Source organism: Janthinobacterium fluminis (assembly GCF_028595325.1).
Lineage (GTDB): Bacteria > Pseudomonadota > Gammaproteobacteria > Burkholderiales > Burkholderiaceae_D > Janthinobacterium > Janthinobacterium fluminis.
In genome coordinates, this window is sequence record NZ_JAQQXR010000018.1 from 15,847 (window position 1) to 37,559 (window position 21,713).

Annotated in this window: 20 protein-coding genes; 4 read left to right on the top strand and 16 right to left on the bottom strand. The window is 65.6% G+C overall.

The window, feature by feature from the left end:
• Positions 1 to 56: 56 nt before the first annotated feature.
• Both OIK44_RS24605 and OIK44_RS24610 read right to left on the bottom strand, forming a co-directional pair.
• Positions 57 to 2,090 (bottom strand): DNA repair helicase YoaA, encoded by a 2,034-nt coding sequence (locus OIK44_RS24605; RefSeq protein WP_273674806.1) that lies wholly within the window; start codon positions 2,088 to 2,090, stop codon positions 57 to 59.
• A 57-nt stretch (positions 2,091 to 2,147) separates the two neighbouring features.
• Positions 2,148 to 2,348 carry a YdcH family protein gene (locus OIK44_RS24610; RefSeq protein ID WP_273674763.1) on the bottom strand — a complete coding sequence of 67 codons (201 nt, stop codon included), beginning with the start codon at positions 2,346 to 2,348 and terminating at the stop codon, positions 2,148 to 2,150.
• Between the two features lie 211 nt (positions 2,349 to 2,559).
• Between OIK44_RS24610 and OIK44_RS24615 the strand changes: the two genes are divergently transcribed.
• Positions 2,560 to 3,321, top strand: coding sequence for a PP2C family protein-serine/threonine phosphatase (locus OIK44_RS24615; RefSeq protein ID WP_273674764.1), 762 nt, complete (start codon positions 2,560 to 2,562; stop codon positions 3,319 to 3,321).
• Positions 3,322 to 3,353: 32 nt separating this feature from the next.
• Here OIK44_RS24615 and OIK44_RS24620 read toward each other — a convergent pair whose 3' ends face one another.
• From OIK44_RS24620 to OIK44_RS24685, 14 genes are all read right to left on the bottom strand, one after another.
• On the bottom strand, positions 3,354 to 4,028 hold the full coding sequence (locus tag OIK44_RS24620; protein WP_273674765.1) for a hypothetical protein: 675 nt from the start codon (positions 4,026 to 4,028) through the stop codon (positions 3,354 to 3,356).
• A gap of 23 nt (positions 4,029 to 4,051) precedes the next feature.
• Complete coding sequence (gene zapE, locus OIK44_RS24625) at positions 4,052 to 5,149, bottom strand: cell division protein ZapE (protein ID WP_273674767.1); 1,098 nt, start codon at positions 5,147 to 5,149, stop codon at positions 4,052 to 4,054.
• Between the two features lie 66 nt (positions 5,150 to 5,215).
• The gene (lpdA, locus tag OIK44_RS24630; RefSeq protein WP_273674768.1) at positions 5,216 to 6,652 is read right to left on the bottom strand and encodes a dihydrolipoyl dehydrogenase; all 1,437 of its coding nucleotides are present in this window, start codon (positions 6,650 to 6,652) and stop codon (positions 5,216 to 5,218) included.
• Positions 6,653 to 6,655: 3 nt separating this feature from the next.
• Positions 6,656 to 7,033: a PspC domain-containing protein gene (locus OIK44_RS24635; protein WP_273674769.1), complete on the bottom strand. Its 378-nt coding sequence runs from the start codon at positions 7,031 to 7,033 to the stop codon at positions 6,656 to 6,658.
• 132 nt (positions 7,034 to 7,165) lie between these two features.
• Positions 7,166 to 8,404: a 2-oxoglutarate dehydrogenase complex dihydrolipoyllysine-residue succinyltransferase gene (gene odhB / locus OIK44_RS24640; RefSeq protein ID WP_273674770.1), complete on the bottom strand. Its 1,239-nt coding sequence runs from the start codon at positions 8,402 to 8,404 to the stop codon at positions 7,166 to 7,168.
• Positions 8,405 to 8,462: 58 nt separating this feature from the next.
• Positions 8,463 to 11,318: a 2-oxoglutarate dehydrogenase E1 component gene (locus OIK44_RS24645; RefSeq protein WP_273674771.1), complete on the bottom strand. Its 2,856-nt coding sequence runs from the start codon at positions 11,316 to 11,318 to the stop codon at positions 8,463 to 8,465.
• Between the two features lie 262 nt (positions 11,319 to 11,580).
• Positions 11,581 to 12,519 (bottom strand): LysR family transcriptional regulator, encoded by a 939-nt coding sequence (locus OIK44_RS24650; protein ID WP_273674772.1) that lies wholly within the window; start codon positions 12,517 to 12,519, stop codon positions 11,581 to 11,583.
• Positions 12,520 to 12,671: 152 nt separating this feature from the next.
• On the bottom strand, positions 12,672 to 13,976 hold the full coding sequence (gene gltA / locus OIK44_RS24655; RefSeq protein WP_273674773.1) for a citrate synthase: 1,305 nt from the start codon (positions 13,974 to 13,976) through the stop codon (positions 12,672 to 12,674).
• Between the two features lie 89 nt (positions 13,977 to 14,065).
• Positions 14,066 to 14,347, bottom strand: coding sequence for an FAD assembly factor SdhE (locus OIK44_RS24660; protein WP_273674808.1), 282 nt, complete (start codon positions 14,345 to 14,347; stop codon positions 14,066 to 14,068).
• Between the two features lie 94 nt (positions 14,348 to 14,441).
• Entirely contained in the window at positions 14,442 to 15,152 is a 711-nt protein-coding gene (locus OIK44_RS24665; protein ID WP_273674774.1) for a succinate dehydrogenase iron-sulfur subunit, read from the bottom strand.
• Positions 15,153 to 15,162: 10 nt separating this feature from the next.
• Positions 15,163 to 16,938: a succinate dehydrogenase flavoprotein subunit gene (gene sdhA, locus OIK44_RS24670; RefSeq protein WP_273674775.1), complete on the bottom strand. Its 1,776-nt coding sequence runs from the start codon at positions 16,936 to 16,938 to the stop codon at positions 15,163 to 15,165.
• A gap of 2 nt (positions 16,939 to 16,940) precedes the next feature.
• Entirely contained in the window at positions 16,941 to 17,306 is a 366-nt protein-coding gene (sdhD, locus tag OIK44_RS24675; RefSeq protein ID WP_273674776.1) for a succinate dehydrogenase, hydrophobic membrane anchor protein, read from the bottom strand.
• A gap of 2 nt (positions 17,307 to 17,308) precedes the next feature.
• Entirely contained in the window at positions 17,309 to 17,731 is a 423-nt protein-coding gene (sdhC, locus tag OIK44_RS24680) for a succinate dehydrogenase, cytochrome b556 subunit (protein ID WP_273674778.1), read from the bottom strand.
• Between the two features lie 203 nt (positions 17,732 to 17,934).
• Entirely contained in the window at positions 17,935 to 18,744 is an 810-nt protein-coding gene (locus OIK44_RS24685; RefSeq protein ID WP_273674779.1) for a GntR family transcriptional regulator, read from the bottom strand.
• A 305-nt stretch (positions 18,745 to 19,049) separates the two neighbouring features.
• On the opposite strand from OIK44_RS24685, the gene OIK44_RS24690 reads away from it, so the two are divergent.
• The 3 genes from OIK44_RS24690 to OIK44_RS24700 all read left to right on the top strand — a co-directional run bounded on the left by OIK44_RS24690 (position 19,050) and on the right by OIK44_RS24700 (position 21,682).
• Positions 19,050 to 20,039 (top strand): malate dehydrogenase, encoded by a 990-nt coding sequence (locus tag OIK44_RS24690; protein WP_273674780.1) that lies wholly within the window; start codon positions 19,050 to 19,052, stop codon positions 20,037 to 20,039.
• A 128-nt stretch (positions 20,040 to 20,167) separates the two neighbouring features.
• On the top strand, positions 20,168 to 21,157 hold the full coding sequence (locus OIK44_RS24695) for an HpcH/HpaI aldolase/citrate lyase family protein (protein WP_273674781.1): 990 nt from the start codon (positions 20,168 to 20,170) through the stop codon (positions 21,155 to 21,157).
• A gap of 15 nt (positions 21,158 to 21,172) precedes the next feature.
• A complete protein-coding gene (locus tag OIK44_RS24700) occupies positions 21,173 to 21,682 on the top strand; it encodes a hypothetical protein (RefSeq protein ID WP_273674809.1) in 510 nt (169 codons plus the stop codon).
• Positions 21,683 to 21,713 lie beyond the last annotated feature (31 nt).

Here is a 21,713-nt window from a genome sequence, read left to right on the forward strand (position 1 = left end):
TTCCGGGAAATATTTCCCGAAAAATGCAGGCCGCTCCCCGGCTGTGCCGGCGCCGCTCAGGCGGGCGGCGCCTGCTCGGCCGCGCGGTCCGCGAAGAAGGCGACGACGTCGGCCGCCTCGCGCGTGCGCTTGAACGGCGGCAGGCTTTGCCAGATGCGCTTGCCGTAGGGTTTGGAGATCAGCCGCGGGTCGCAGATCATCAGCACGCCGCGGTCGCCCTCGTCGCGGATCAGCCGCCCCGCGCCCTGCTTCAGGTTGATGATGGCTTCCGGCAGCGAGTGGTGCATGAAGCCGTTCTTGCCCTGCTTTTCCATCACCTCGATGCGCGCGGCCAGCACCGGGTCGTCCGGCGGCGCGAACGGCAGTTTGTCGATGATGACCAGCGACAGCGCGTCGCCGCGCACGTCGACGCCCTCCCAGAAGCTCTGGCTGCCGATCAGCACGCCGTTGCCGGCCGCGCGGAACTGGTCCAGCAATTCGGTGCGGCCGCGGTCGCCCTGGACGAACAGGGGGAAGGCCAGGCCGCGCGCGGCGAACTCCTCGCGCAGCCGCTCGGCCGCCCGCTTGACGGCGCGCAGCGTCGTGCACAGCAGGAAGGTGCGCCCGCCGGCCGCCTCGATGATGGGCAGCGCGCAGTCGAGCACGGCGTCGGTGTAGCCGAGCGCGTTCGGCTGCGGCAGGTTCTGCGGCACGTACAGCAAGCCCTGGTTGCCGTAGTCGAAGGGGCTGGGCCAGGACTGGGCCGGCTCGCCGGCCAGGCCCATCTGCTCGGAGAAGTGCTTGAAGTCGTTCTTCACGGCCAGCGTCGCCGACGTGAAGATCCAGCTGCGCGGCACGCCCTCGCGCTGGTTGTTGAAGATGGGCGCGATCGACAGCGGCGTCTGGTGCAACTGCAGCGAGCTGGAAAACGCCTCGACCCAGAACACGGCTTCCTCGCCGGCGGCGACCTTGGCCTTCGGGTCGAACTTCCAGGCGGCCAGCTGCTGGGCCAGTTCGACGCCGCGGCTGCGGCACTGCTCCAGCGTCTCGGCCCGTTCGGCCTGGGTTTCCAGCACGGCCAGCATGCCGTCGAGCTCGTCCTTGAGCGTGGCCAGCGCCGGGAAGAAGTCGGAGGACGGCGCGATCTGCGCCATCGACAGGCGCACGATGTCTTGCGGGAAGGTCAGGCGCAGGTCGCGCGCCGCCTTCTCCACCACGGTGACGGTCTTCGCCCAGTCGACGCCGCGGGCGTGGGCCAGGCCCTCGGCCAGCACGTCGCGGCACAGTTCCAGCACCTGCGAGGTCGACACGGTGCTGCCGAAGAACAGCGTGGCCGTGTCGGGCAACTGGTGGGCCTCGTCGAAGATGATGGTGTTGGCCGACGGCAGCAGCTCGGCCACGCCCGTGTCCTTCAGCGCCACGTCGGCGAAGAACAGGTGGTGGTTGACGACGACGACGTCGGCCTGCTGGGCCTCCTTGCGGGCCTTCATGACGAAGCAATCCTGGTAGTACTGGCACTCGGCGCCCATGCAGGTGTCGCGCGTCGACGTCACCAGATTCCAGATCAGCGCGTTTTCCGGCACCTTGGCCAGCTCCGCCTTGTCGCCCGAGCTGCTCATCTTGATGAAACGGGAGATTTCGCGCAGGTGGCCGACATCGTCGCGCGAGGTCATGCGGCCGTTCTGCAGCGTGCGTTCGAGGTGGTAGTGGCAGACGTAGTTCGAGCGGCCCTTCAGCAGCGCCACCGAGACGGGCGCCTGCAGCGCCGCGCGCACGGTGGGTATGTCGCGCAGGAACAGCTGGTCCTGCAAGTTCTTCGTGCCGGTGGAGACGATGGTCTTGCCGCCCCACAGCAGCGCCGGCACCAGGTAGGCAAAGGTCTTGCCCGTGCCCGTGCCGGCCTCGGCGATGAGCGTCGTCTGGCCGTCGATGGCCGTGGCGATCGCCTTCGCCATCTCGGTTTGCGAGCGGCGCGGACGGTAGCTGCCGACGGCCGGGCTGAGCGGGCCGCCGGCGCCGAACAGGCGGTCGATGTCGGCGTCGTGCTTGCCGGGGACGGCGGCGGGAGCGGAGTCGGGCGCGGCAGCCGCGCCGGCCGCGCCGGTGGGCAAGGATAATTGTTGGGTCAAAATAAACTTTGGTGGGGCTGGGACGCTACTGGCGCCCGGTCAGGCTGGGACATCGGGCACTAATTGCATTTTCAACAGCGTGATGTAATCCTTCAACTGCAATTTGCGCTTTTTCAGGCGGCGCAGCTGCAATTCGTCGTGGTGGCCGTCGAGTATCAGCAATTCGATCACGGCGTCGAGGTCGCGATGTTCGACATCGAGTTCCACCAGGCGCCGCTGTATTTCCTGTGTATCGGTCATGTGTCGCATTCTTTGCGGTTGAGACAAATCGTTACGGAAGGTGGATGGCGACGCCGGTGTTGCCAGTACGTTTCGTCCCATCAACAACCTTTGCTTGCAACAAAACTGCTTACAGGTGCATAGTTTAATCTACAGTGACGCCGCCGCCAACCTGCATTCGCAAGGCGCGGGCGGGCGCCGGCCATTCGCTGCATTCCGGGAGGCGGGTTTCATGAGCGCATACACGATCGCGGCCGGCACCGCCCAGCACATCGGCGGCCGGCCCAGCCAGAACGACCGCGCCGCGCTGTACGCCGGCGCGCGCGCCCCCGGCCACATGCTGGCGGTGCTGGCCGACGGCATCCGCGGCGGCGCCGTCGCGGCCGAGCAGGTGTTGCATACCAGCAAACAATTATTCGACGATTTCGCCGCCGTCGACGCCGCCAGCCCGCAGCGCCTGGCCGGCCTGCTGCACGCCATCGTCCACGAGGCGCACACGGTCGTCAGCATGAACCCGCTGGCGGCCGGGGCGCAGTGCACGCTGGCGCTGCTGCTGCTGACGCCGCACGGCCAGGCCGTCTGGGCCCACGTCGGCGACGCCCGCGTCTACCGCTTCGCCGGCGCCGCCTGCGCGTTTCGCAGCAACGACGCCGCGTATGTCGAGCATCTGGTGCGCGACGACGGCCTGGCGCCGGAGGCGGCGCGGCGCCACCGCAGCTCCGCGCTGCTGGGCAACGCCCTGGGCAAGGATTTCAAGGAGCCCTTCGTCACCATCGGCAGCCACGCGGGGCTGGGCGCCGGCGACGCCTTCATGCTGTGTTCGGATGGTTTGTGGCAGTATTTCAGCGACGCCGAACTGGCCGCCGTGGTCGCCAAGGAGAGGCCGCGCCAGGCCGGCGAGCGGCTGATCGGCAAGGCGCTGGAGCGCGCCAAGGGCAAGGGCGACAACTGCACGATGGCGATAGTCAAGCTGGTGGCGCGCGCCCATGCCTAACACACGCCCGGCGAAGCGGCATCGGCCGCTGCCTACTTCTTGTTCGCCGCGGCCTCGGCGGCCGCCTTGCTGCGCGCCTTTTCCTCTTTTTCGGCCAGTTTCGCGGCGACCTGGCGCTGGCGCTCGGCGGCCTCGCGCTGCTTGGCTTCGAACGCCGCCACATTGGCCGCCCGCATACCCGCCTCGGCGGCGTCGCGCGCCGCCTGCTTCTGCACCTTCTGGTCGTACTCGGCCTGGCGTTCGGCCAGGCTCTTGCCGGCCTGCGGCGCGGCCGGCTCGGCCGGCACCGGCAGGCGCTTCGGCGGCGCCGCGTCGCGCACGGCGGCGTCGTCGCGGGCCGCCTGCTGCGACTCGGCCAGGGCCTTGTCGCGCCGCGCCACCGACTCGGCCCGCTTGAAGTGGCTGGCCTCGGCTTCGACGGCGCGCAATTGCGCCAGCGCGGCGCGGCGCGCCTCCTTGGCCTTGTCGAGGCAGCGGTTGACGAAGAACTTGCCGTAGCACACCTGCTCGCGCTGGGCGAAGGTCGCCTCGACGGCGGCGCGGTTCTTGGCCACCTCTTCCAGCGTGGCGTCGGCCTGCTCCACCGAATGGCTGGGCGGCACGATGGGCGCGCCCACCACGCCCTGGCCGATGTCCTGCGCCTGCGCGGCCAGCGCGCCCGCGGCCAGCGCCAGTACCAGCGCCGCCTCCCTGATATATATAGCCATTGTCATTGCTTTCCTTGTCTGCGTCAGGCGAGCGCGTCGGCGGCGCCGCGCTGCTCTTTTTCCATGTACTCGCGCGACTGCATCTCGACGATGCGCGAGACCGTGCGGTGAAACTCGTTGGCCAGCATGCCGTTCGTATACAGCAGCTCCGGCGCCACCTCGGCCGACATCAGCAGCTTGACCTTCTGGTCATAGAAGACGTCGATGAGCCAGGTGAAGCGGCGCGCCTCGGACGACATCCCGGCCGACATGGCCGGTATCGAGGACAGTATCACGGTATGGAAACGGCTGGCGATTTCAAGGTAATCGTTCTGCGAGCGCGGGCCGCCGCACAGCGTGGCGAAGTCGAACCAGATCAGGCCGCCGACGCGGCGCAGGCAGGCGATTTCGCGGCTCTCGATCCGCACGTGCGGGTCTTCGTCGGCCGTCTCGGCGACGCTGGCGTAGGCGTGGCGCAGCGCCGCGTCGGCCGTCGCGCCCAGCGGCGTGTAATACGATTCGACCTGCTCCAGCGCCCGGCCGCGGTAGTCGACGCCGGCGTCGACGTTGATGACGTCGAGCTTGGCCTTGAGCAGCGCGATGGTCGGCAGCATGCGGTCGCGGTGCAGCCCGTTCGGGTACAGCAGGTCGGGGTCGTAGTTCGACGTCATGATGAAGGACACGCCGTTCTCGAACAGGGCCGTCAGCAGGTTGTACAGGATCATCGCGTCGGCGATGTCGGAGACGTGGAATTCGTCGAAGCAGATCAGCCGGTACTTCTTGGCGATGCGGCGCGCCACCTCGTCGAGGGGGTTGGCGACACCTTTGAGCTCGTCGAGCTGGCGGTGCACGCTGCGCATGAATTCGTGGAAGTGCAGGCGCGTCTTGCGCACCAGCGGCACGACCGAGTAAAAACTGTCCATCAGGAAGGACTTGCCGCGCCCCACCCCGCCCCACATATAGACGCCGCGCGGCACCTCGGGACGGTTGATCAGGCGCTTGAAGCTGTTCGAGCGTTGCGCCTTGAAACCGACCCATTCCTCATAGGCGCACTGCAGGCGGTCGACGGCGCGGCGCTGCGCCGGGTCGGCCTTGAAATCGCGTTGCAGCAACGCGCTCTGGTAAAACTCTTCAACGTTCATGGGGTTCGATTCGACGTGCTGCGGCCGCGCCGGCAACAGTTTGCCGGCGCGGCCGATGGGACAGTCTTAGAAGTTCAAGGTGCGCTTGTCAATGGCCAGCGCGGCTTCCTTGGTGGCTTCGGACAGGGATGGGTGGGCGTGGCAGATGCGCGCGATGTCTTCCGCGGACGCCTTGAACTCCATCGCCACGACGGCTTCGGAGATCAGCTCGGAGGCCATCGGGCCGACGATGTGCACGCCGAGGATTTCGTCGCTGACGGCGTCGGCGAGGAACTTGACCATGCCCGAGGTGTCGCCCAGCGCGCGCGCGCGGCCGTTCGCCAGGAAGGGGAAGGTGCCGGCCTTGTAGGCGACGCCGGCCGCTTTGAGCTGCTGCTCGGTCTGGCCGACCCAGGCGATTTCCGGCGAGGTGTAGATCACCCAGGGGATGGTGTTGAAGTTGGTGTGGCCGTGCTGGCCGGCGATACGCTCGGCCACCGCGACGCCCTCTTCTTCCGCCTTGTGCGCCAGCATCGGGCCGCGCACGACGTCGCCCACCGCCCACACGTTCGGCAGGTTGGTCTTGCAGTCGCCGTCGACGGCGATGAAGCCGCGCTCGTCGAGTTGCAGGCCGGCCTTGTCGGCGCCCAGGCCGTTGGTGTTCGGCGTGCGGCCGATCGAGATGATCAGCTTGTCGAACACGGCCTTCTGCGCCTCGCCCTTGGCGTCGGCGTACTCGACGGTGACGTCGTTCTTGCCGGCCGTGATGGCGCCGATCTTGCAGCCCAGGCTGATCGACAGGCCCTGCTTGGCGAACAGCTTGCCCGCTTCCTTGGCGATCTGCTCGTCAACGGCGCCCAGCAGCACCGGCAAGCCTTCCAGCACCGTCACCTGGGCGCCGAGGCGGCGCCAGACGCTGCCCATTTCCAGGCCGATCACGCCGGCGCCGATCACGCCCAGCTTGGCCGGCACGGCGTCGATGGCCAGCGCGCCCGTGTTCGACAGGATCAGTTTTTCGTCGAACGGCGCGCCCGGCAGTTCGCGCGGGTTCGAGCCGGTGGCGACGATCACGTGCTTGGCGCTGACGGTTTCGTTGGCTGCGCCGGTGATGGCCAGTTGGTAGCCTTCAGCGGTGGCGGCGCCGGCGAACGCGGCGCGGCCGTGGAAGAAGGTGACCTTGTTCTTCTTGAACAGGTACAGGATGCCGTCGTTGTTTTGCTTGACGACGGTGTCCTTGCGCTTGAGCATCTGGCCCAGGTTCAGCTTCAGGCCGGCGACGTCGATGCCGTGCTCGGCGAAACTGTGGCCGGCGTGCTCGAAATGCTCGGACGATTGCAGCAGCGCCTTCGACGGGATGCAGCCGACGTTGGTGCAGGTGCCGCCCGGTGCCGGGCCGCCTTTGGCGTTGACCGCCTCGTCGACGCAGGCCACGGAGAAGCCCAGTTGCGCGGCGCGGATCGCGGCGATGTAGCCGCCGGGGCCGGCGCCGATGACGACGACGTCGAATTGTTTGCTTGTACTCATTATTTAATTCCCAATCTCATCTTCTGGAACAAAAATCCACAATAAAATATAAATCACCGCGCTGAAGCCGAAGGTCAGCGCGAACAGCGCGAACACCAGGCGCCAGATCCACGATTCCATCCCGGACACCTGGCCCAGGCCGCCGCAGACGCCGCCCAGCCAGCGGTCGCTGCGCGAGCGCCGCAGGCGGCTGAACTCCTGCACCAGGTCCGAGCCGGGGCTGGACGGCGCGCCGCCCGGCTGGCCGTTCGGCTGGCCGCCCGGCTTGTCCAGGTTGACCGAACTGAGTATCTTGGCCTTGGCTTGCGCAAATTCCGCGTCGCTCAGGGCGCCGGCCTGGTGCAGCTCGTGCAGGCGCTTGATTTCATCCGAAACGTCCATCGAGATCCTTTAAAAAAATGCCGCGCCGGGGCCTGGCGCTAAAAAACCAGGGGCGCACAGCCGGGGCCTGCCCCCGGGGGGGCACGGTCCCGGCCATGCGCCGCTGGCGTCAGCGTGGTGATCTACCGCTAATTACAGATCCAGCAACAGACGCGCCGGGTCTTCCAGCGCTTCCTTCATCGCTACCAGGCCCAGCACGGCTTCGCGGCCGTCGATGATGCGGTGGTCGTAGGACATCGCCAGATAGTTCATCGGACGCACCACAACCTGGCCGTTTTCGACGACGGCGCGGTCCTTGGTCGCATGCACGCCCAGGATAGCCGATTGCGGCGGGTTGATGATCGGGGTCGACAGCATGGAGCCGAAGGTGCCGCCGTTGGAGATCGAGAAGGTGCCGCCGGTCAGGTCGTCCAGCGTCAGCTTGCCCTCTTTCGCCTTGCTGCCGAATTCGCCGATTTTCTTCTCGATGTCGGCGATCGACAATTGGTCGGCGTTGCGGATGATAGGCACGACCAGGCCGCGCGGCGAACCGACGGCGATGCCGATGTCGAAGTAGCCGTGGTAGACGATGTCGTTGCCGTCAACGGAGGCGTTGATGATCGGGTATTTTTTCAGCGCGGCGACGGCGGCCTTGACGAAGAAGGACATGAAGCCCAGCTTGACGCCGTGCTCTTTCTCGAACTTGTCCTTGTACTTGTTGCGCAGGTCGATGACCGGCTGCATGTTCACTTCGTTGAAGGTGGTCAGGATGGCGTTGGTCGATTGCGACTGCACCAGGCGCTCGGCGATGCGGGCGCGCAGGCGGCTCATCGGCACGCGCTCTTCCGGACGGTCGCCCAGGTTGGCGACGGGCGCCGACACTTGCTGCAGGGCGGCCTTGGCGGGCGCGGCGGCCAGCGGCGCGACGACCGGCGGCTTGGCGGCCACGGCGTTGATGACGTCGCCCTTGGTGACGCGGCCGTCCTTGCCGCTGCCGGCCACTTGCGCGGCGCTCATATTGTTTTCCGACAGCAGCTTGGCCGCCGCGGGCATCGCCACATCGCCTTTCGAGGCGGCGCCGGCCGGGGCGCTGGCCGCTGCCGTGGCGGCTGGTGCCGCCGACACTTCCATCGGGCTCACTTTGGCCGCGCCGTCCGTGTCGATGATGGCGATGACTTCGCCGGCGACGACGGTGCTGCCGTCGCCCTTGATGATCTGGGTGATGACGCCGGCGCCGGGCGCAGGCAGTTCGAGAACAACTTTATCCGTTTCGATGTCGATCAGGTTTTCGTCGCGGGCGACCGCTTCGCCGATTTTTTTATGCCATGTGAGCAGGGTCGCTTCCGCAACCGACTCCGACAATTGAGGAACCTTGACTTCGATTTGTGCCATGTAATACTCCGTGTATTTTGTTATTGCGGCGCCGCGCTCCCCGCGCGGCGCCCTGTGTTTATTTGGTCAGGATAAAGCCTTTTAACTTCGAAAATGCCGTTTCCAGCAAATCCTTCTGCTGCGCGTAGTGCTTGTCGTAGTAACCGACGGCGGGCGACGCGGAGGCGGGACGGCCGGCGTAAGCCAGACGCTGGCCCGCTTCCAGGCTTTCGAAGATGTTGTGCTGGATCTGGAACCATGGACCCTGGTTTTGCGGCTCGTCCTGCGCCCAGACCACTTCGGCCAGGTTCGGGAACTTTTTCAGTTCCACGGCGAACGACTTGTGCGGGAACGGATACAGCTGCTCGATACGCACGATCGCCGTGTCGCTCTGGCCGCGCGTTTTGCGCGCGTTGACCAGGTCGTAGTAGACCTTGCCCGAGCAGGCGATGACGCGCTTGACCTTCTTGGCGTCGATTTTTTCGTCGACTTCGCCGATCACCGTTTGGAAGGCGCCCTTGGCCAGGTCGGTCAGCGGCGAGCCGGCGTCCTTGTTGCGCAACAGCGACTTCGGCGTCAGGATGACCAGCGGCTTGCGGAACTGGCGCACCATCTGGCGGCGCAGCAAGTGGAAGATCTGCGAAGCCGAGGTCGGCTGCACCACTTGCATATTGTTGTCGGCGCACAGCTGCAGGAAACGCTCCGGGCGGGCCGACGAGTGCTCCGGACCCTGGCCTTCGTAACCGTGCGGCAGCATCATCACCAGGCCGTTGGCGCGGCCCCACTTCACTTCGCCGGAGCTGATGAACTGGTCGATCACCACCTGGGCGCCGTTGGCGAAGTCGCCGAACTGGGCTTCCCAGATCGTCAGCGTGTTCGGCTCGGCGCTCGAATAGCCGTATTCGAAGGCCAGCACGGCCTCTTCGGACAGCACCGAGTCGATCACCGTGAACGGCGCCTGGCTGTCGGAGACGTTGGCCAGCGGCACATAGGTGCCGGCGTCCCAACGCTCGCGGTTCTGGTCGTGCAGCACGGCGTGGCGGTGCACGAAGGTGCCGCGGCCGGCGTCCTGGCCGGTCAGGCGGATCGCGTAGCCGGACGACACCAGCGTGGCGTAGGCCAGATGCTCGCCCATGCCCCAGTCCAGGTTCATTTCGCCGCGGCCCATGGTGGCGCGGTCGCCCAGGACTTTTTCAACCAGCGAGTGCACCTTGAAGTTTTCCGGCACCGTCGTGATGCGGGTGGCCAGGCGCTTCAGTTCCGTCATCGGCACGGCCGTGTCGGCGCTGTCGGTCCATTTGCGGTTCAGGAAAGGCAGCCAGTCGACCGCGTACTTGTTCTTGAAGTTGGAGATGACCGGATCGACCGTATGCTTGCCGGCGTCCATGGCGTCGCGGTAGGCGGCGACCATCGCGTCGCCGACGTCGGCGGCGATCACGCCCTGGGCCGACAGGCGGTCCGCGTACAGCTTGCGGGTGCCCGGATGCTGGCCGATCTTCTTGTACATCAGCGGCTGCGTCAGCGCCGGGGTGTCTTGCTCGTTGTGACCCAGTTTGCGGTAGCAAATGATGTCGAGCACGATGTCCTTCTTGAACTCCATGCGGTAGTCCAGCGCGATCTGGGTGGCCAGCACGACGGCTTCGGGATCGTCGCCGTTGATGTGCAGCACAGGCGCTTCGATCATCTTGACCACGTCCGAGCAATACAGCGTCGAACGGGAGTCGCGCGGGTCGGAGGTGGTGAAGCCGATCTGGTTGTTGATGACGATGTGCACCGTGCCGCCCGTGCCGTAGCCGCGGGTCTGCGCGAGGTTCAGCGTTTCCATGACCACGCCCTGGCCGGCGAACGCGGCGTCGCCGTGCACCAGGATAGGCAGCACTTGCGCGCCGTCCTTGTCGCCGCGGCGGTCCATGCGCGCCTTGACGGAGCCTTCAACGACGGGGTTGACGATTTCCAGGTGCGAAGGGTTGAACGCCAGCGACAGGTGGACCGGGCCGCCGGCGGTGGAGATGTCGCTGGAGAAGCCCTGGTGGTACTTGACGTCGCCCGACGGCAGGTCGTCGCCGTGCTTGCCTTCGAATTCCTCGAACAGTTCCTGCGGGCTCTTGCCCAGGGTGTTGACGAGCACGTTCAGGCGGCCGCGGTGGGCCATGCCGATGACGATTTCCTGCACGCCTTTTTCGCCGGCGCGCTGTATCGTTTCATCCATCGAGGCGATGAAGGTTTCGCTGCCTTCGAGCGAGAAGCGCTTCTGGCCGACGTACTTGGTGTGCAGATAACGTTCCAGACCTTCGGCGGCCGTCAGGCGGTCGAGGATGTGGACTTTCTTCTCTTTCGAGAAATTCGGGGTGGAGCGGATCGATTCCAGCTTTTCCTGCAACCAGCGCTTCTCTGCCGGGTCCGAGATGTACATGAACTCGGCGCCGATGGAGCGGGTGTAGGTGTCGCGCAGGAAATTGAGCAGGTCGCGCAGCGACGCGGTTTCCGGGCCGAAGTAGGTGTTGCTGATGTTGAAGACGGTGTCCATGTCCGCGTCGGTGAAACCGTAGAAGCTCGCTTCCAGTTCCGGGATCATCGGGCGTTCCTGGCGCTGCAGCGGGTCCAGATTGGCCCAGTGCGTGCCGAGGTAGCGGTAGGCGGCGATCAGCTGCGTCGCGGCGACGCGCTTGCGGCCCATTTCGGCGTCGGCCGAGGCGGTGACGACACGGATCGGACCGGCCTTGGCGCGTTCGGCGAACGAGGCGACGACGGAGGCGTGGGCCACGTCGGGCTTGTTGGAACCGTCGACGGCGGGCACGTTTTGCATGGCGTCGAAATACGCACGCCAGTTGTCGGGCACCGAGCCTGGGTTGTTCAGGTATGCCTCGTACAGATCTTCCACGTACGGAGCATTCCCACCGAACAGGTAGGAGTTGGACGTAAATTGTTGCATCATATTGCTCACCTTTCTTCGCGCTTCGCGAGATTAGCGGGTTAATCTAACCTTCCGCGACACGGCCTGACCGGTTAGCGGATTGCACATCAAGTTGTGGGGAAGGGCTTTGTTACGTCTGGTATTCCGTTAGTATTGATTAGAATAGCACGCGGCATTGTAACGCAACAACCTCCGGCGCGATTAATTTGGGCGCGATTTTCCGCCGCGGCGCGGCGCGCCCGGCCCCGTCGCGGCGCAATGTTGTCACGAGTTTAATGCCCCCTCAGCGCGCCGCCCCGCCCCCGCCATGCGGCGCGGCCGTCGCCGCCAGCCAGCGCGGATCGGCGCCGAACCACACCACCAGGAAGTCGAGCATGGCGCGCAGCGCCGGCGCCATGTGCTGGCGCGACGTGTAGATGCCGTAGATGCCCATTTCCTGCGGCTGGTAGTCCGGCAGCAGCGCCACCAGCTGGCCGCCGGCCAGCAGCGGCGCGGCGGCGAACAGCGGCTGCATGGACACGCCGGCGCCCTCGGCCGTCGCCATCATCAGCACCTGCGACTCGTTGGCCGACAGGTTGCCGCTGACGGGCACCGACAGGGCCGCGCCGGCGTGGCTGAACTGCCACAGACTCTTGCCGAAATAGCTATAAGTAAGGCAATTGTGCAGCGCCAGGTCCTCGGCCCGCTGCGGCGTGCCGCGCGCCGCCAGATAGGCCGGCGCCGCGCAGACCACCGAGGCGCAGTGGCCCAGCTGGCGCGCGATCAGGTTCGGCTCCAGCGCGTTGGTGATGCGCAGCGCCAGGTCGATGCGCTGCTCGACCAGGTTGACGGCGCGGTTTTCGATCTGCAGGTCGACGGCCGTGCGCGGGTAGCGCTGCAGGAAGGCCGTCACGGCCGGCGCCAGCGCCGTCTGCGCCAGCGTCTGCGAGCAGGTGATGCGCAGCAGGCCGTGCGGCGCGTCGGCGCCGCCGTCGGCCGGCACCGCCATCACGGCCGCCACTTCGAGCATGCGGCGGCAGCGCTGCAGCGTGGCGTCGCCGGCGTCGGTCAGGCTGAGGCGGCGCGTGGTCCGGTGCAGCAGGCGGGCGCCGGCCCACTGCTCCATCTCGGCCAGATAGCGCGTGACCATGGCCCGCGACATGTCGAGGGCGTCGGCGGCGGCCACCATGCTGCCGCGGTCGGCGATTTCGACAAACACCTGCGCGGCCGTGATGCGATCCATGATTCGTCCGGTATGAGCAATGAAAGGGCTAATTTACCCTATTTCCTGGCTGAACGATGAAATAGCGATAAGTTTGCCGTCGCCGCGGACAAAAAAAAGCGAGCCGCATGGGCTCGCCTTTTGTGTCGGCCGCGGGGGCCGGCGCGCCGGACTTAGGCGCGCTTGTCGATCGGCAGCACTTCGCGGGTCGTCGAACCGACGAACAGCTGGCGCGGACGGCCGATTTTTTGCTCGGGGTCGGAGATCATCTCGTTCCACTGGGCGATCCAGCCGATGGTGCGGGCCATCGCGAAGATGCCGGTGAACAGCGACACGGGGATGCCCAGCGCCGATTGCACGATGCCCGAGTAGAAGTCGACGTTCGGGTACAGCTTGCGCGACACGAAGTAGTCGTCTTCCAGCGCGATTTTTTCCAGCGCCATGGCCAGCTTGAACAGCGGGTCGTCCTGCAGGCCCAGCTCTTCCAGCACCTCGTAGCAGGTTTCGCGCATCAACTTGGCGCGCGGGTCGAAGTTCTTGTAGACGCGGTGGCCGAAGCCCATCAGCTTGACGCCGGAGTTCTTGTCCTTGACCTTGGCGATGAACTCGGGGATCTTGTCGACGGTGCCGATTTCCTTGAGCATGTTCAGCGCCGCTTCGTTGGCGCCGCCGTGGGCGGGGCCCCACAGGCAGGCGATGCCGGCGGCGATGCAGGCGAACGGGTTGGCGCCGGACGAACCGGACAGGCGCACCGTCGACGTCGAGGCGTTTTGCTCGTGGTCCGCGTGCAGGATCAGGATGCGGTCGAGGGCGCGCACCAGCACGTCGTTGACCTTGTACTCTTCGCATGGATTGCCGAACATCATGCGCATGAAGTTGGCGCTGTACGACAGGTCGTTGCGCGGATACACGAAAGGCTGGCCCATCGAGTATTTGTACGACATCGCCACCAGCGTCGGCATCTTGGCGATCAGGCGGATCGCCGACACTTCGCGGTGGTGCGGGTCGTTGATGTCGAGCGAGTCGTGGTAGAACGAGGCCAGCGCGCCGACCGTGCCGACCAGCACCGACATCGGGTGGGCGTCGCGGCGGAAGCCGCGGAAGAAGAATTGCATCTGCTCGTGCACCATCGTGTGGTTGGTGACGGTGCTGACGAATTTCGCCTTTTCGGCCGCGTTCGGCAATTCGCCGTTCAACAGCAGGTAGCAGGTTTCCAGGAAGTCGGCGTTGACGGCCAGCTGCTCGATCGGGTAGCCGCGGTACAGCAGCTCGCCCTTGTCGCCGTCGATGTAGGTGATCGACGAGTTGCAGGCGGCGGTAGACATGAAGCCGGGGTCGTAGGTGAATTTACCCGTGCCCGCGTACAGCTTGCGGATGTCGATGACGTCCGGACCAACTGTGCCCTCGTAGATAGGGAAGTCGATCGATGGGCTGCCATCGGAGAACGACAGGGTGGCTTTTTTGTCAGAGGTATTCATGGGCTCTTCCTTCTCTGGAGTGAGGCGAAATAAAAATCAAAAATTCTGGTGGCACGCCGCGCCTGGGCGGCGCGGAATACGCGCGCCGCTCAGGCGCTGCGCAGACGTTGCAGCAGAGCGTGCACCTGCGGCAGGTCGACTTCGCCTTCCGGCTCTTTACGGGCCAGCACCAGATCCATTAACGCATTGTCCGACAAATCCAGCAAACGCGTCAGCGCGTCCACTTCGTCGTCGGTCAATTCGGTTTCATGCGCATCGAGAAAACGGGTCAGTATCAGATCGTTTTCCAGCAGGCCGCGGCGCGCGCGCCAGCGCAGGCGGGCGCGGTTGGCGGGGTCGGACTGATGCGCGGTCAAGCTTGGTTCTGTCATGTTGTTCAACACTCTACGATGCGCCCCCGCAGGCGGGGGCGCGGTACGACTGTGCGGGCGGCGGCACACGCCGCCGCCCGCCGGATACGCGCAATCAGACCGCGCGGCGGACCATCAATTCCTTGATCTTGCCGATCGCCTTGTTCGGGTTCAAACCCTTCGGGCAGACGTCGACGCAGTTCATGATCGAGTGGCAGCGGAACAGGCGGTACGGGTCTTCCAGGTTGTCCAGACGCGCGCCGGTCGCTTCGTCGCGGCTGTCGGCGATGAAGCGGTAGGCTTGCAGCAGGCCGGCCGGGCCGACGAACTTGTCCGGATTCCACCAGAACGACGGGCAGGACGTCGAGCAGCAGGCGCACAGGATGCACTCGTACAGGCCGTCGAGCTCTTCGCGCTCGGTGGGCGACTGCAGGCGCTCCTTTTCAGGCGGGATCGAGTCGTTGATCAGGAACGGCTTGATCGAGTCGTACTGCTTGAAGAACTGCGTCATGTCGACGATCAGGTCGCGGATCACCGGCAGGCCCGGCAGCGGACGCAGCACGATGGGCTGGGTCAGCTCGTTCAGGTTGGTGGTGCAGGCCAGGCCGTTCTTGCCGTTGATGTTCATGGCGTCGGAACCGCAGACGCCTTCGCGGCAGGAGCGGCGCAGCGACAGCGAGTCGTCGACGTCGGACTTGATGCGCTGCAGCGCGTCCAGCAGCATCTTGTCGGTGTCTTGCAGCTCGACGCTGACGTCCTGCATGTACGGCTTCGCGTCCGTGTCCGGATCGTAGCGGTAGATCTTGAGTTTAACTGTGCGTGTCATGTTCTGACCCTTAGAATGTGCGTGGTTTTGGCTTGAAGGTGTCGACCGTCAGCGGTTTCGTGACGACTGGCTTGTATTCGAGGCGGTTGCCTTCCGAATACCACAGCGTGTGCTTCATCCAGTTGTCGTCGTCGCGCTGCGGATAGTCGCTGTGCGCATGCGCGCCGCGCGATTCCTTGCGGGCCACGGCCGAGGTGATGGTCGCCTTCGCCGTTTCGATCAGGTTGTCCAGCTCCAGCGCCTCGACGCGGGCCGTGTTGAAGACCATCGACTTGTCCTTGAAGGCGACGTGCTTGCGGCGCTCGTCGAGCTTCATGATCTCGACATAGCCCTGCTTGAGCAGCTCTTCGGTGCGGAACACGCCGCAGTACTTCTGCATCGCGGCGCGGATGTCGTTGGCGACGCCCTGCACGGTTTCGCTGCCGGTGGAATTCTCCAGGCGCGCCAGGCGCTCCATCGAGAACTTCGCCGCGTCGGCCGGCAGGGGTTTGTTTTCCTTGGCCTTCAGGTTGCTGGCGACGATGTGGTTGCCGGCCGCGCGGCCGAACACCACCAGGTCGAGCAGCGAGTTGGTGCCCAGGCGGTTGGCGCCGTGCACCGACACGCAGGCGCATTCGCCGATCGCGTACAGGCCGTTGACGACGGCGGGCGCGCCGTCCTTCGGCGTGACCACCTGGCCGTGGATGTTGGTCGGGATGCCGCCCATCTGGTAGTGGATCGTCGGCACGACCGGAATCGGTTCCTTGGTGGCGTCGACGTTGGCGAACTTGTGGCCGATTTCCAGGATCGACGGCAGGCGCTTGGCGATGGTGTCGGCGCCGATGTGGCGCAGGTCCAGCATCACGTGGTCCTTGTTCGGGCCGCAGCCGCGGCCTTCCTTGATTTCCTGGTCCATCGAACGCGAGACGAAGTCGCGCGGCGCCAGATCCTTCAGCGTCGGCGCGTAGCGCTCCATGAAGCGCTCGCCTTCGCTATTGATCAGGATGCCGCCCTCGCCGCGCACGCCCTCGGTGATCAGGACGCCCGCGCCGGACACGCCGGTCGGGTGGAACTGCCAGAACTCCATGTCCTGCAGCGGCAGGCCGGCGCGCGCCGCCATGCCCATGCCGTCGCCGGTGTTGATGAAGGCGTTGGTCGACGCGGCGAAGATGCGCCCGGCGCCGCCGGTGGCCATGATCGTCGTTTTCGCTTCGAGGATCATGCATTCGCCGGTTTCCATTTCCAGCGCGACCACGCCGATGACGTCGCCGTCGGCGTCGCGGATCAGGTCCAGCGCCATCCATTCGACGAAGAAGTGGGTGCGGGCGCGCACATTGCGCTGGTACAGCGTGTGCAGCAGCGCGTGGCCGGTGCGGTCGGCCGCGGCGCAGGCGCGCTGCACCGGCTTCTCGCCCAGGTTGGCCGTGTGGCCGCCGAACGGACGCTGGTAGATGGTGCCGTCCGGGTTGCGGTCGAACGGCATGCCGAAGTGCTCCAGCTCGTAGACGACTTTCGGCGCTTCGCGGCACATGAATTCGATGGCATCCTGGTCGCCCAGGTAGTCGCCGCCCTTGACGGTGTCAAACATATGCCAGAACCAGTTGTCCTCGGCCATATTGCCCAGCGAGGCGCCGATGCCGCCCTGGGCGGCGACCGTGTGCGAGCGGGTCGGGAAGACTTTCGACAGCACGGCCACGTTCAGGCCGGCCTCGGCCAGTTGCAGCGAGGCGCGCATGCCGGAACCGCCGGCGCCGACGATGACCGCGTCGAAGCGGCGGGTAGGGATTGCAGATTTAATAGTTGCCACGATTACACACTCCAGAGTATCTGCACCGACCAGGCGGCGCAAACGATCAACCACAGCAGCGTGGCAATTTGCAAGGTGAGACGGATGCCGACCGGCTTCACGTAGTCCATCCAGATATCGCGCATGCCGACCCACGCGTGGTAGGCCAGCGCGAGGAAGGTCACCAGGCTGAATAATTTAAACCACTGCTGCGCGAACAAACCGGCCCAGCCTTCATACGTGAAGTTGTTGCCGGTGAGGAAAGAAATCAACAGGATGGCCGTGTACAGCACCATGACGACGGCCGTCACGCGCTGGGCCAGCCAGTCGCGCAAGCCGTAGTGGGCGCCGACGACGCGGCGCTTCGGTCCGATGTTATTGTTAGCCATAATTAAAATACTCCAAACAGTTTCAAGCCGACCAGCGCGGTCAGCGACAGGCTGACGACCAGCACGCCCGCGGCCGACTTGCGGGCCGTATCCTTGTCCAGGCCGTAGTGCAGGTCCATGAACAGGTGGCGCACCCCGGCGCAGAAATGCTGCATATAGCCCCAGACCAGGGCCAGCGTCACCAGGCGCACGAACCAGTGCGAGGCGATGCCCTGGAAGTAGGCGAAGGAGATTTCCGAACGGATGCTCAGTTCCAGCATATAGAGCACGACGGGCAGCAGCGCGAACATCAGGAAACCGCTGATGCGGTGCAGGAAGGAGACGACGCCGGCCAGCGGCAGGCGGTAGTTGGCCAATTGTGTGACATGAATATTACTGAATTGCGGCCGTTCTTTTTTTGGTACTTCTCTTACGGCTTCGGACATAACAAGACCCCCCTTGAGCTTTAACAAATATTGAAGCTGCGATTTTCGCCGATTTTCGCAAGCCAAACCAATATCTATTGTTACATATAACTAAAATAGTGTTCGACGGCACACCCTGCGCGCTACTTTCCGTAGTTCATCGTATTTTTAGCACCACACTGCCGGCCGGGCTGCGGCGACGGCGGGGCGCCGGTACTTCTGTCTCAATTCAATTCATTCTGGTAGTGGTGGCGGGTCGTCAGATACCAGCCGCGGCGCAGCTCGACCGGCTTATCGCCGTACGTGAATGAGACGCGTTCCGAGCACAGCAAGGGCGTGCCGGAAGCGATGTGCAACAGCTCGGCCGCGCCGGCGTCGGCGCAGACGGCGCGGATCTGCTCGGACGCGCGTATCATGCGCGTGCCGAACTCCGTTTCGAACAGGCCGTACATCGGCCCCTTGTATTCGACCAGGCGCTCGGCCGTCAGCCCCTTGAAGATCAGGCCCGGCAGCCACAGCTCCTCGACGATGGTCGGCACGGCGTCGAAGGACTGCACGCGCTTGATGAAGATCACGGCGTCGCCCGACTTCAAGTCGAGCAGGCGGGCCACGTCGGCCGGCGCGCGCACGCGCCTGACGTCGATGAACTTGCTTTCGGGATAGTGCGGCACGCCCTCGTCGGGCACCAGGCGCAGGAAGCGGAAGTGGGCGCGCGCCTCGTGGTGGGTGGCGACGAAGGTGCCCTTGCCCTGGCGGCGCATGACCAGGTTGTCGGCGGCCAGCTCGTCGATCGCCTTGCGCACAGTGCCCTGGCTGACCTTGAAGCGGCCGGCCAGCTCGACCTCGCTGGGGATCAGCTCGCCCGGCTTCCACTCGCCCGACTGCAGGCTTTGCGTGATCAGCGCCTTGATTTGCTGGTACAGCGGGCTGAAGGTCGGCGACCCCGCCGCCGAGCCGGACGCGGCGGGCGTCGGGCTGGCCGCCGCGCCGCTGGCGGGGGCATTCACGGTCGGATTGGGCGGGGCAGGATTCATAGGGCGAGATTTCACCACAAAAGCCCCTCTGCGTCCAGTGAAACCTGCGCTACTTATCTGTCTTATATAAGACATAAGATAGGATTGACAGATGGGATTTAGCGGCCTACACTCGCCCCCAACCGAACTTTCGGGCGCTTTTCCGCCCCGCGCGCGCGCCGGCCGCGCGGCAACGGCGGCGCAGTTGCGCCAGCCTTGCGCGGCGAATGGGCGCGCGGTGCCGGTTTTGGTATCATTACAGTTTTTCCGGACAAGCGTAGGCCCAGCTTCAAGCTCGTTTTTTTCCCCACTTTTGGAGATTCATCATGGCTAAAACCCCAATGCGTGTTGCAGTAACCGGCGCCGCCGGCCAGATCGGCTACGCGCTGCTGTTCCGCATCGCCAACGGCGACCTGCTCGGCAAAGACCAGCCCGTCATTCTGCAATTGCTTGAAATCCCCGACGAAAAAGCCCAGAAGGCTTTGAAGGGCGTCATGATGGAAATCGACGACTGCGCCTTCCCGCTGCTGGCCGGCATGACGGCGCACGCCGACCCGATGACCGCCTTCAAGGACGTCGACGTCGCCCTGCTGGTCGGCGCCCGTCCGCGCGGCCCCGGCATGGAGCGCAAGGACTTGCTGGAAGCGAACGCGCAGATCTTCACGGTGCAGGGCAAGGCCCTCGACGCCGTCGCCTCGCGCAACGTCAAGGTGCTGGTGGTCGGCAACCCGGCCAACACCAACGCCTACATCGCGATGAAATCGGCGCCTTCGCTGCCGGCCAAGAACTTCACCGCCATGCTGCGCCTGGACCACAACCGCGCGCTGTCGCAGATCGCCGCGAAAACCGGCAAGCCGGTGGCCGCCATCGAGAAGCTGTTCGTCTGGGGCAACCACTCGCCGACCATGTACGCCGACTACCGCTACGCGGAAATCGACGGCAAGTCGGTCAAGGACATGATCGGCGACGACGCCTGGAACCGCGACACCTTCCTGCCGACCGTCGGCAAGCGCGGCGGCGCCATCATCGAAGCGCGCGGCCTGTCGTCGGCGGCCTCGGCGGCCAACGCGGCCATCGACCACGTGCGTGACTGGGTGCTGGGCAGCAACGGCAAGTGGACCACCATGGGCGTGCCGTCCGACGGCTCCTACGGCATTCCGGAAGGCGTCATCTTCGGCTTCCCCGTCACCACCGACAACGGCGAGTACAAGATCGTCCAGGGCCTGAGCGTCGACGCCTTCTCGCAAGAGCGCATCAACGTGACCTTGAACGAGCTGCTGGAAGAGCAAGGCGGCGTCAAGCACCTGCTGGGCTAAACCTGAACGGCGCCGTCGTGGACCCCGCTAAACCAGCCACCCCACCGCTGCGCCGCCCGCGCCGCACTGCCGACGGCAGTGCGGCCGCGCCACCGACCACCACCCCTAACCGGCAGACCGCCCCCAGCATGCACCCTTCCGAGGTTTTATTCCAGGGCAAACGCCCGCCGCTGCTCCTCGCCGCCTGCGACCACTACGCCGGCTCCGAAAAGCTGATGCGCAAGTCGATTGCTTTGCAACAAGAGCTTGGCCCCCTGTTCGACATCACCTTCGACTGCGAGGACGGCGCCAGCGCCGGCGCCGAGGAGGCCCACGCCCGCCTCGTCGCCGCCCTGCTGCAGGACGAGGGCAACCGCTTCGGCCGCATCGGCGTGCGCGTGCACGACGTCGGCAGCGTGTTCTTCGCCCAGGACGTCGAGATCGTCTGCGCCGCCGCCGCGCAACTGGCCTACCTGGTGCTGCCGAAGGCGAACGGCGTGCAGGACGTGGTGCGGGCGATCAACTTCGTCAACCTGCACGCCAAGCGCGCCGGCCGCGCCGAGCTGCCCATCCACGTGCTGATCGAAACCCACGGCGCGCTGCGCGAGGTCTACGACATCGCCGCCCTGCCCCAGGTCGAGTGCCTGTCCTTCGGCATCATGGACTTCGTCTCGGCCCACTACGGCGCCATCCCCGCCAACGCGATGCGCACGCCGGGCCAGTTCCAGCACCCGCTGGTGGTGCGCGCCAAGCTGGAGATCGCCGCCGCCTGCCACGCCCACGGCAAGGTGCCCTCGCACAATGTGACGACCGAGGTGCGCGACTCCGCCGTCGTCGCCAACGACGCCCAGCGCGCCGCCGCCGAGTTCGGCTACACGCGCATGTGGAGCATCCACCCGGACCAGATCAAGCCCGTCATCAAGGCCTTCACGCCGCGCCTGTCCGAGGTGAACGAGGCCAGCAACATCCTCCACGAAGCGGCCCGCGTCCAATGGGGGCCGATCGCCCAAAATGGCCGCTTGCACGACCGCGCCAGCTACCGATATTATTGGACCGTTTTGCAACGCGCCAAACTGGCGGGCCTGGCCCTGCCCGAAGCGGCCGCCGCACTACTCAACACTAGCCCCGACGAACACTGACCTGGAACCACCATGATGTCCATCTCCAAATTAAGCCTTGCCTGCAGCGTCGCCCTGGGCGCGCTGACCCTGTCCCTGCCGGCCGCCCACGCCGCCGACGCCGACAAGCAAGCCACCAAGGCCAAGGCCACGGCGAAAGTCAAGGCCAAGGCCGCCAAGGCGGCGCCGGCGAAACCGTCCGCCGCGCCCGACGAGGAAGCGGACGAACCGGACACGGGCGGCTCGGCCACCACCGAGTTCCACTGCGAACTGGGCAACAAGATCACCATCTACCACAACGAGAACGACGACAAGCACATCGCGCTGCGCTGGAAAAAGCGCCTGCACCGCCTGACCCAGGTGGGCACGACGACGGGTGCGCAGCGCTTCGAGAACCGCTTGTACGGCCTGATCTGGATCGGCATCCCGGCCAAGGGCATGCTGCTCGACTCGAAACAGAACCGCCAGCTGGCCAACGAATGCAAGAACGCCGAGCAATCCAAGCCCCTCAGCCTGGAAGCGCCCGCCGCCGAGGCGAAGAGCTGAGGCCAGGGCCTGCGCCGAGTACCACACGCGC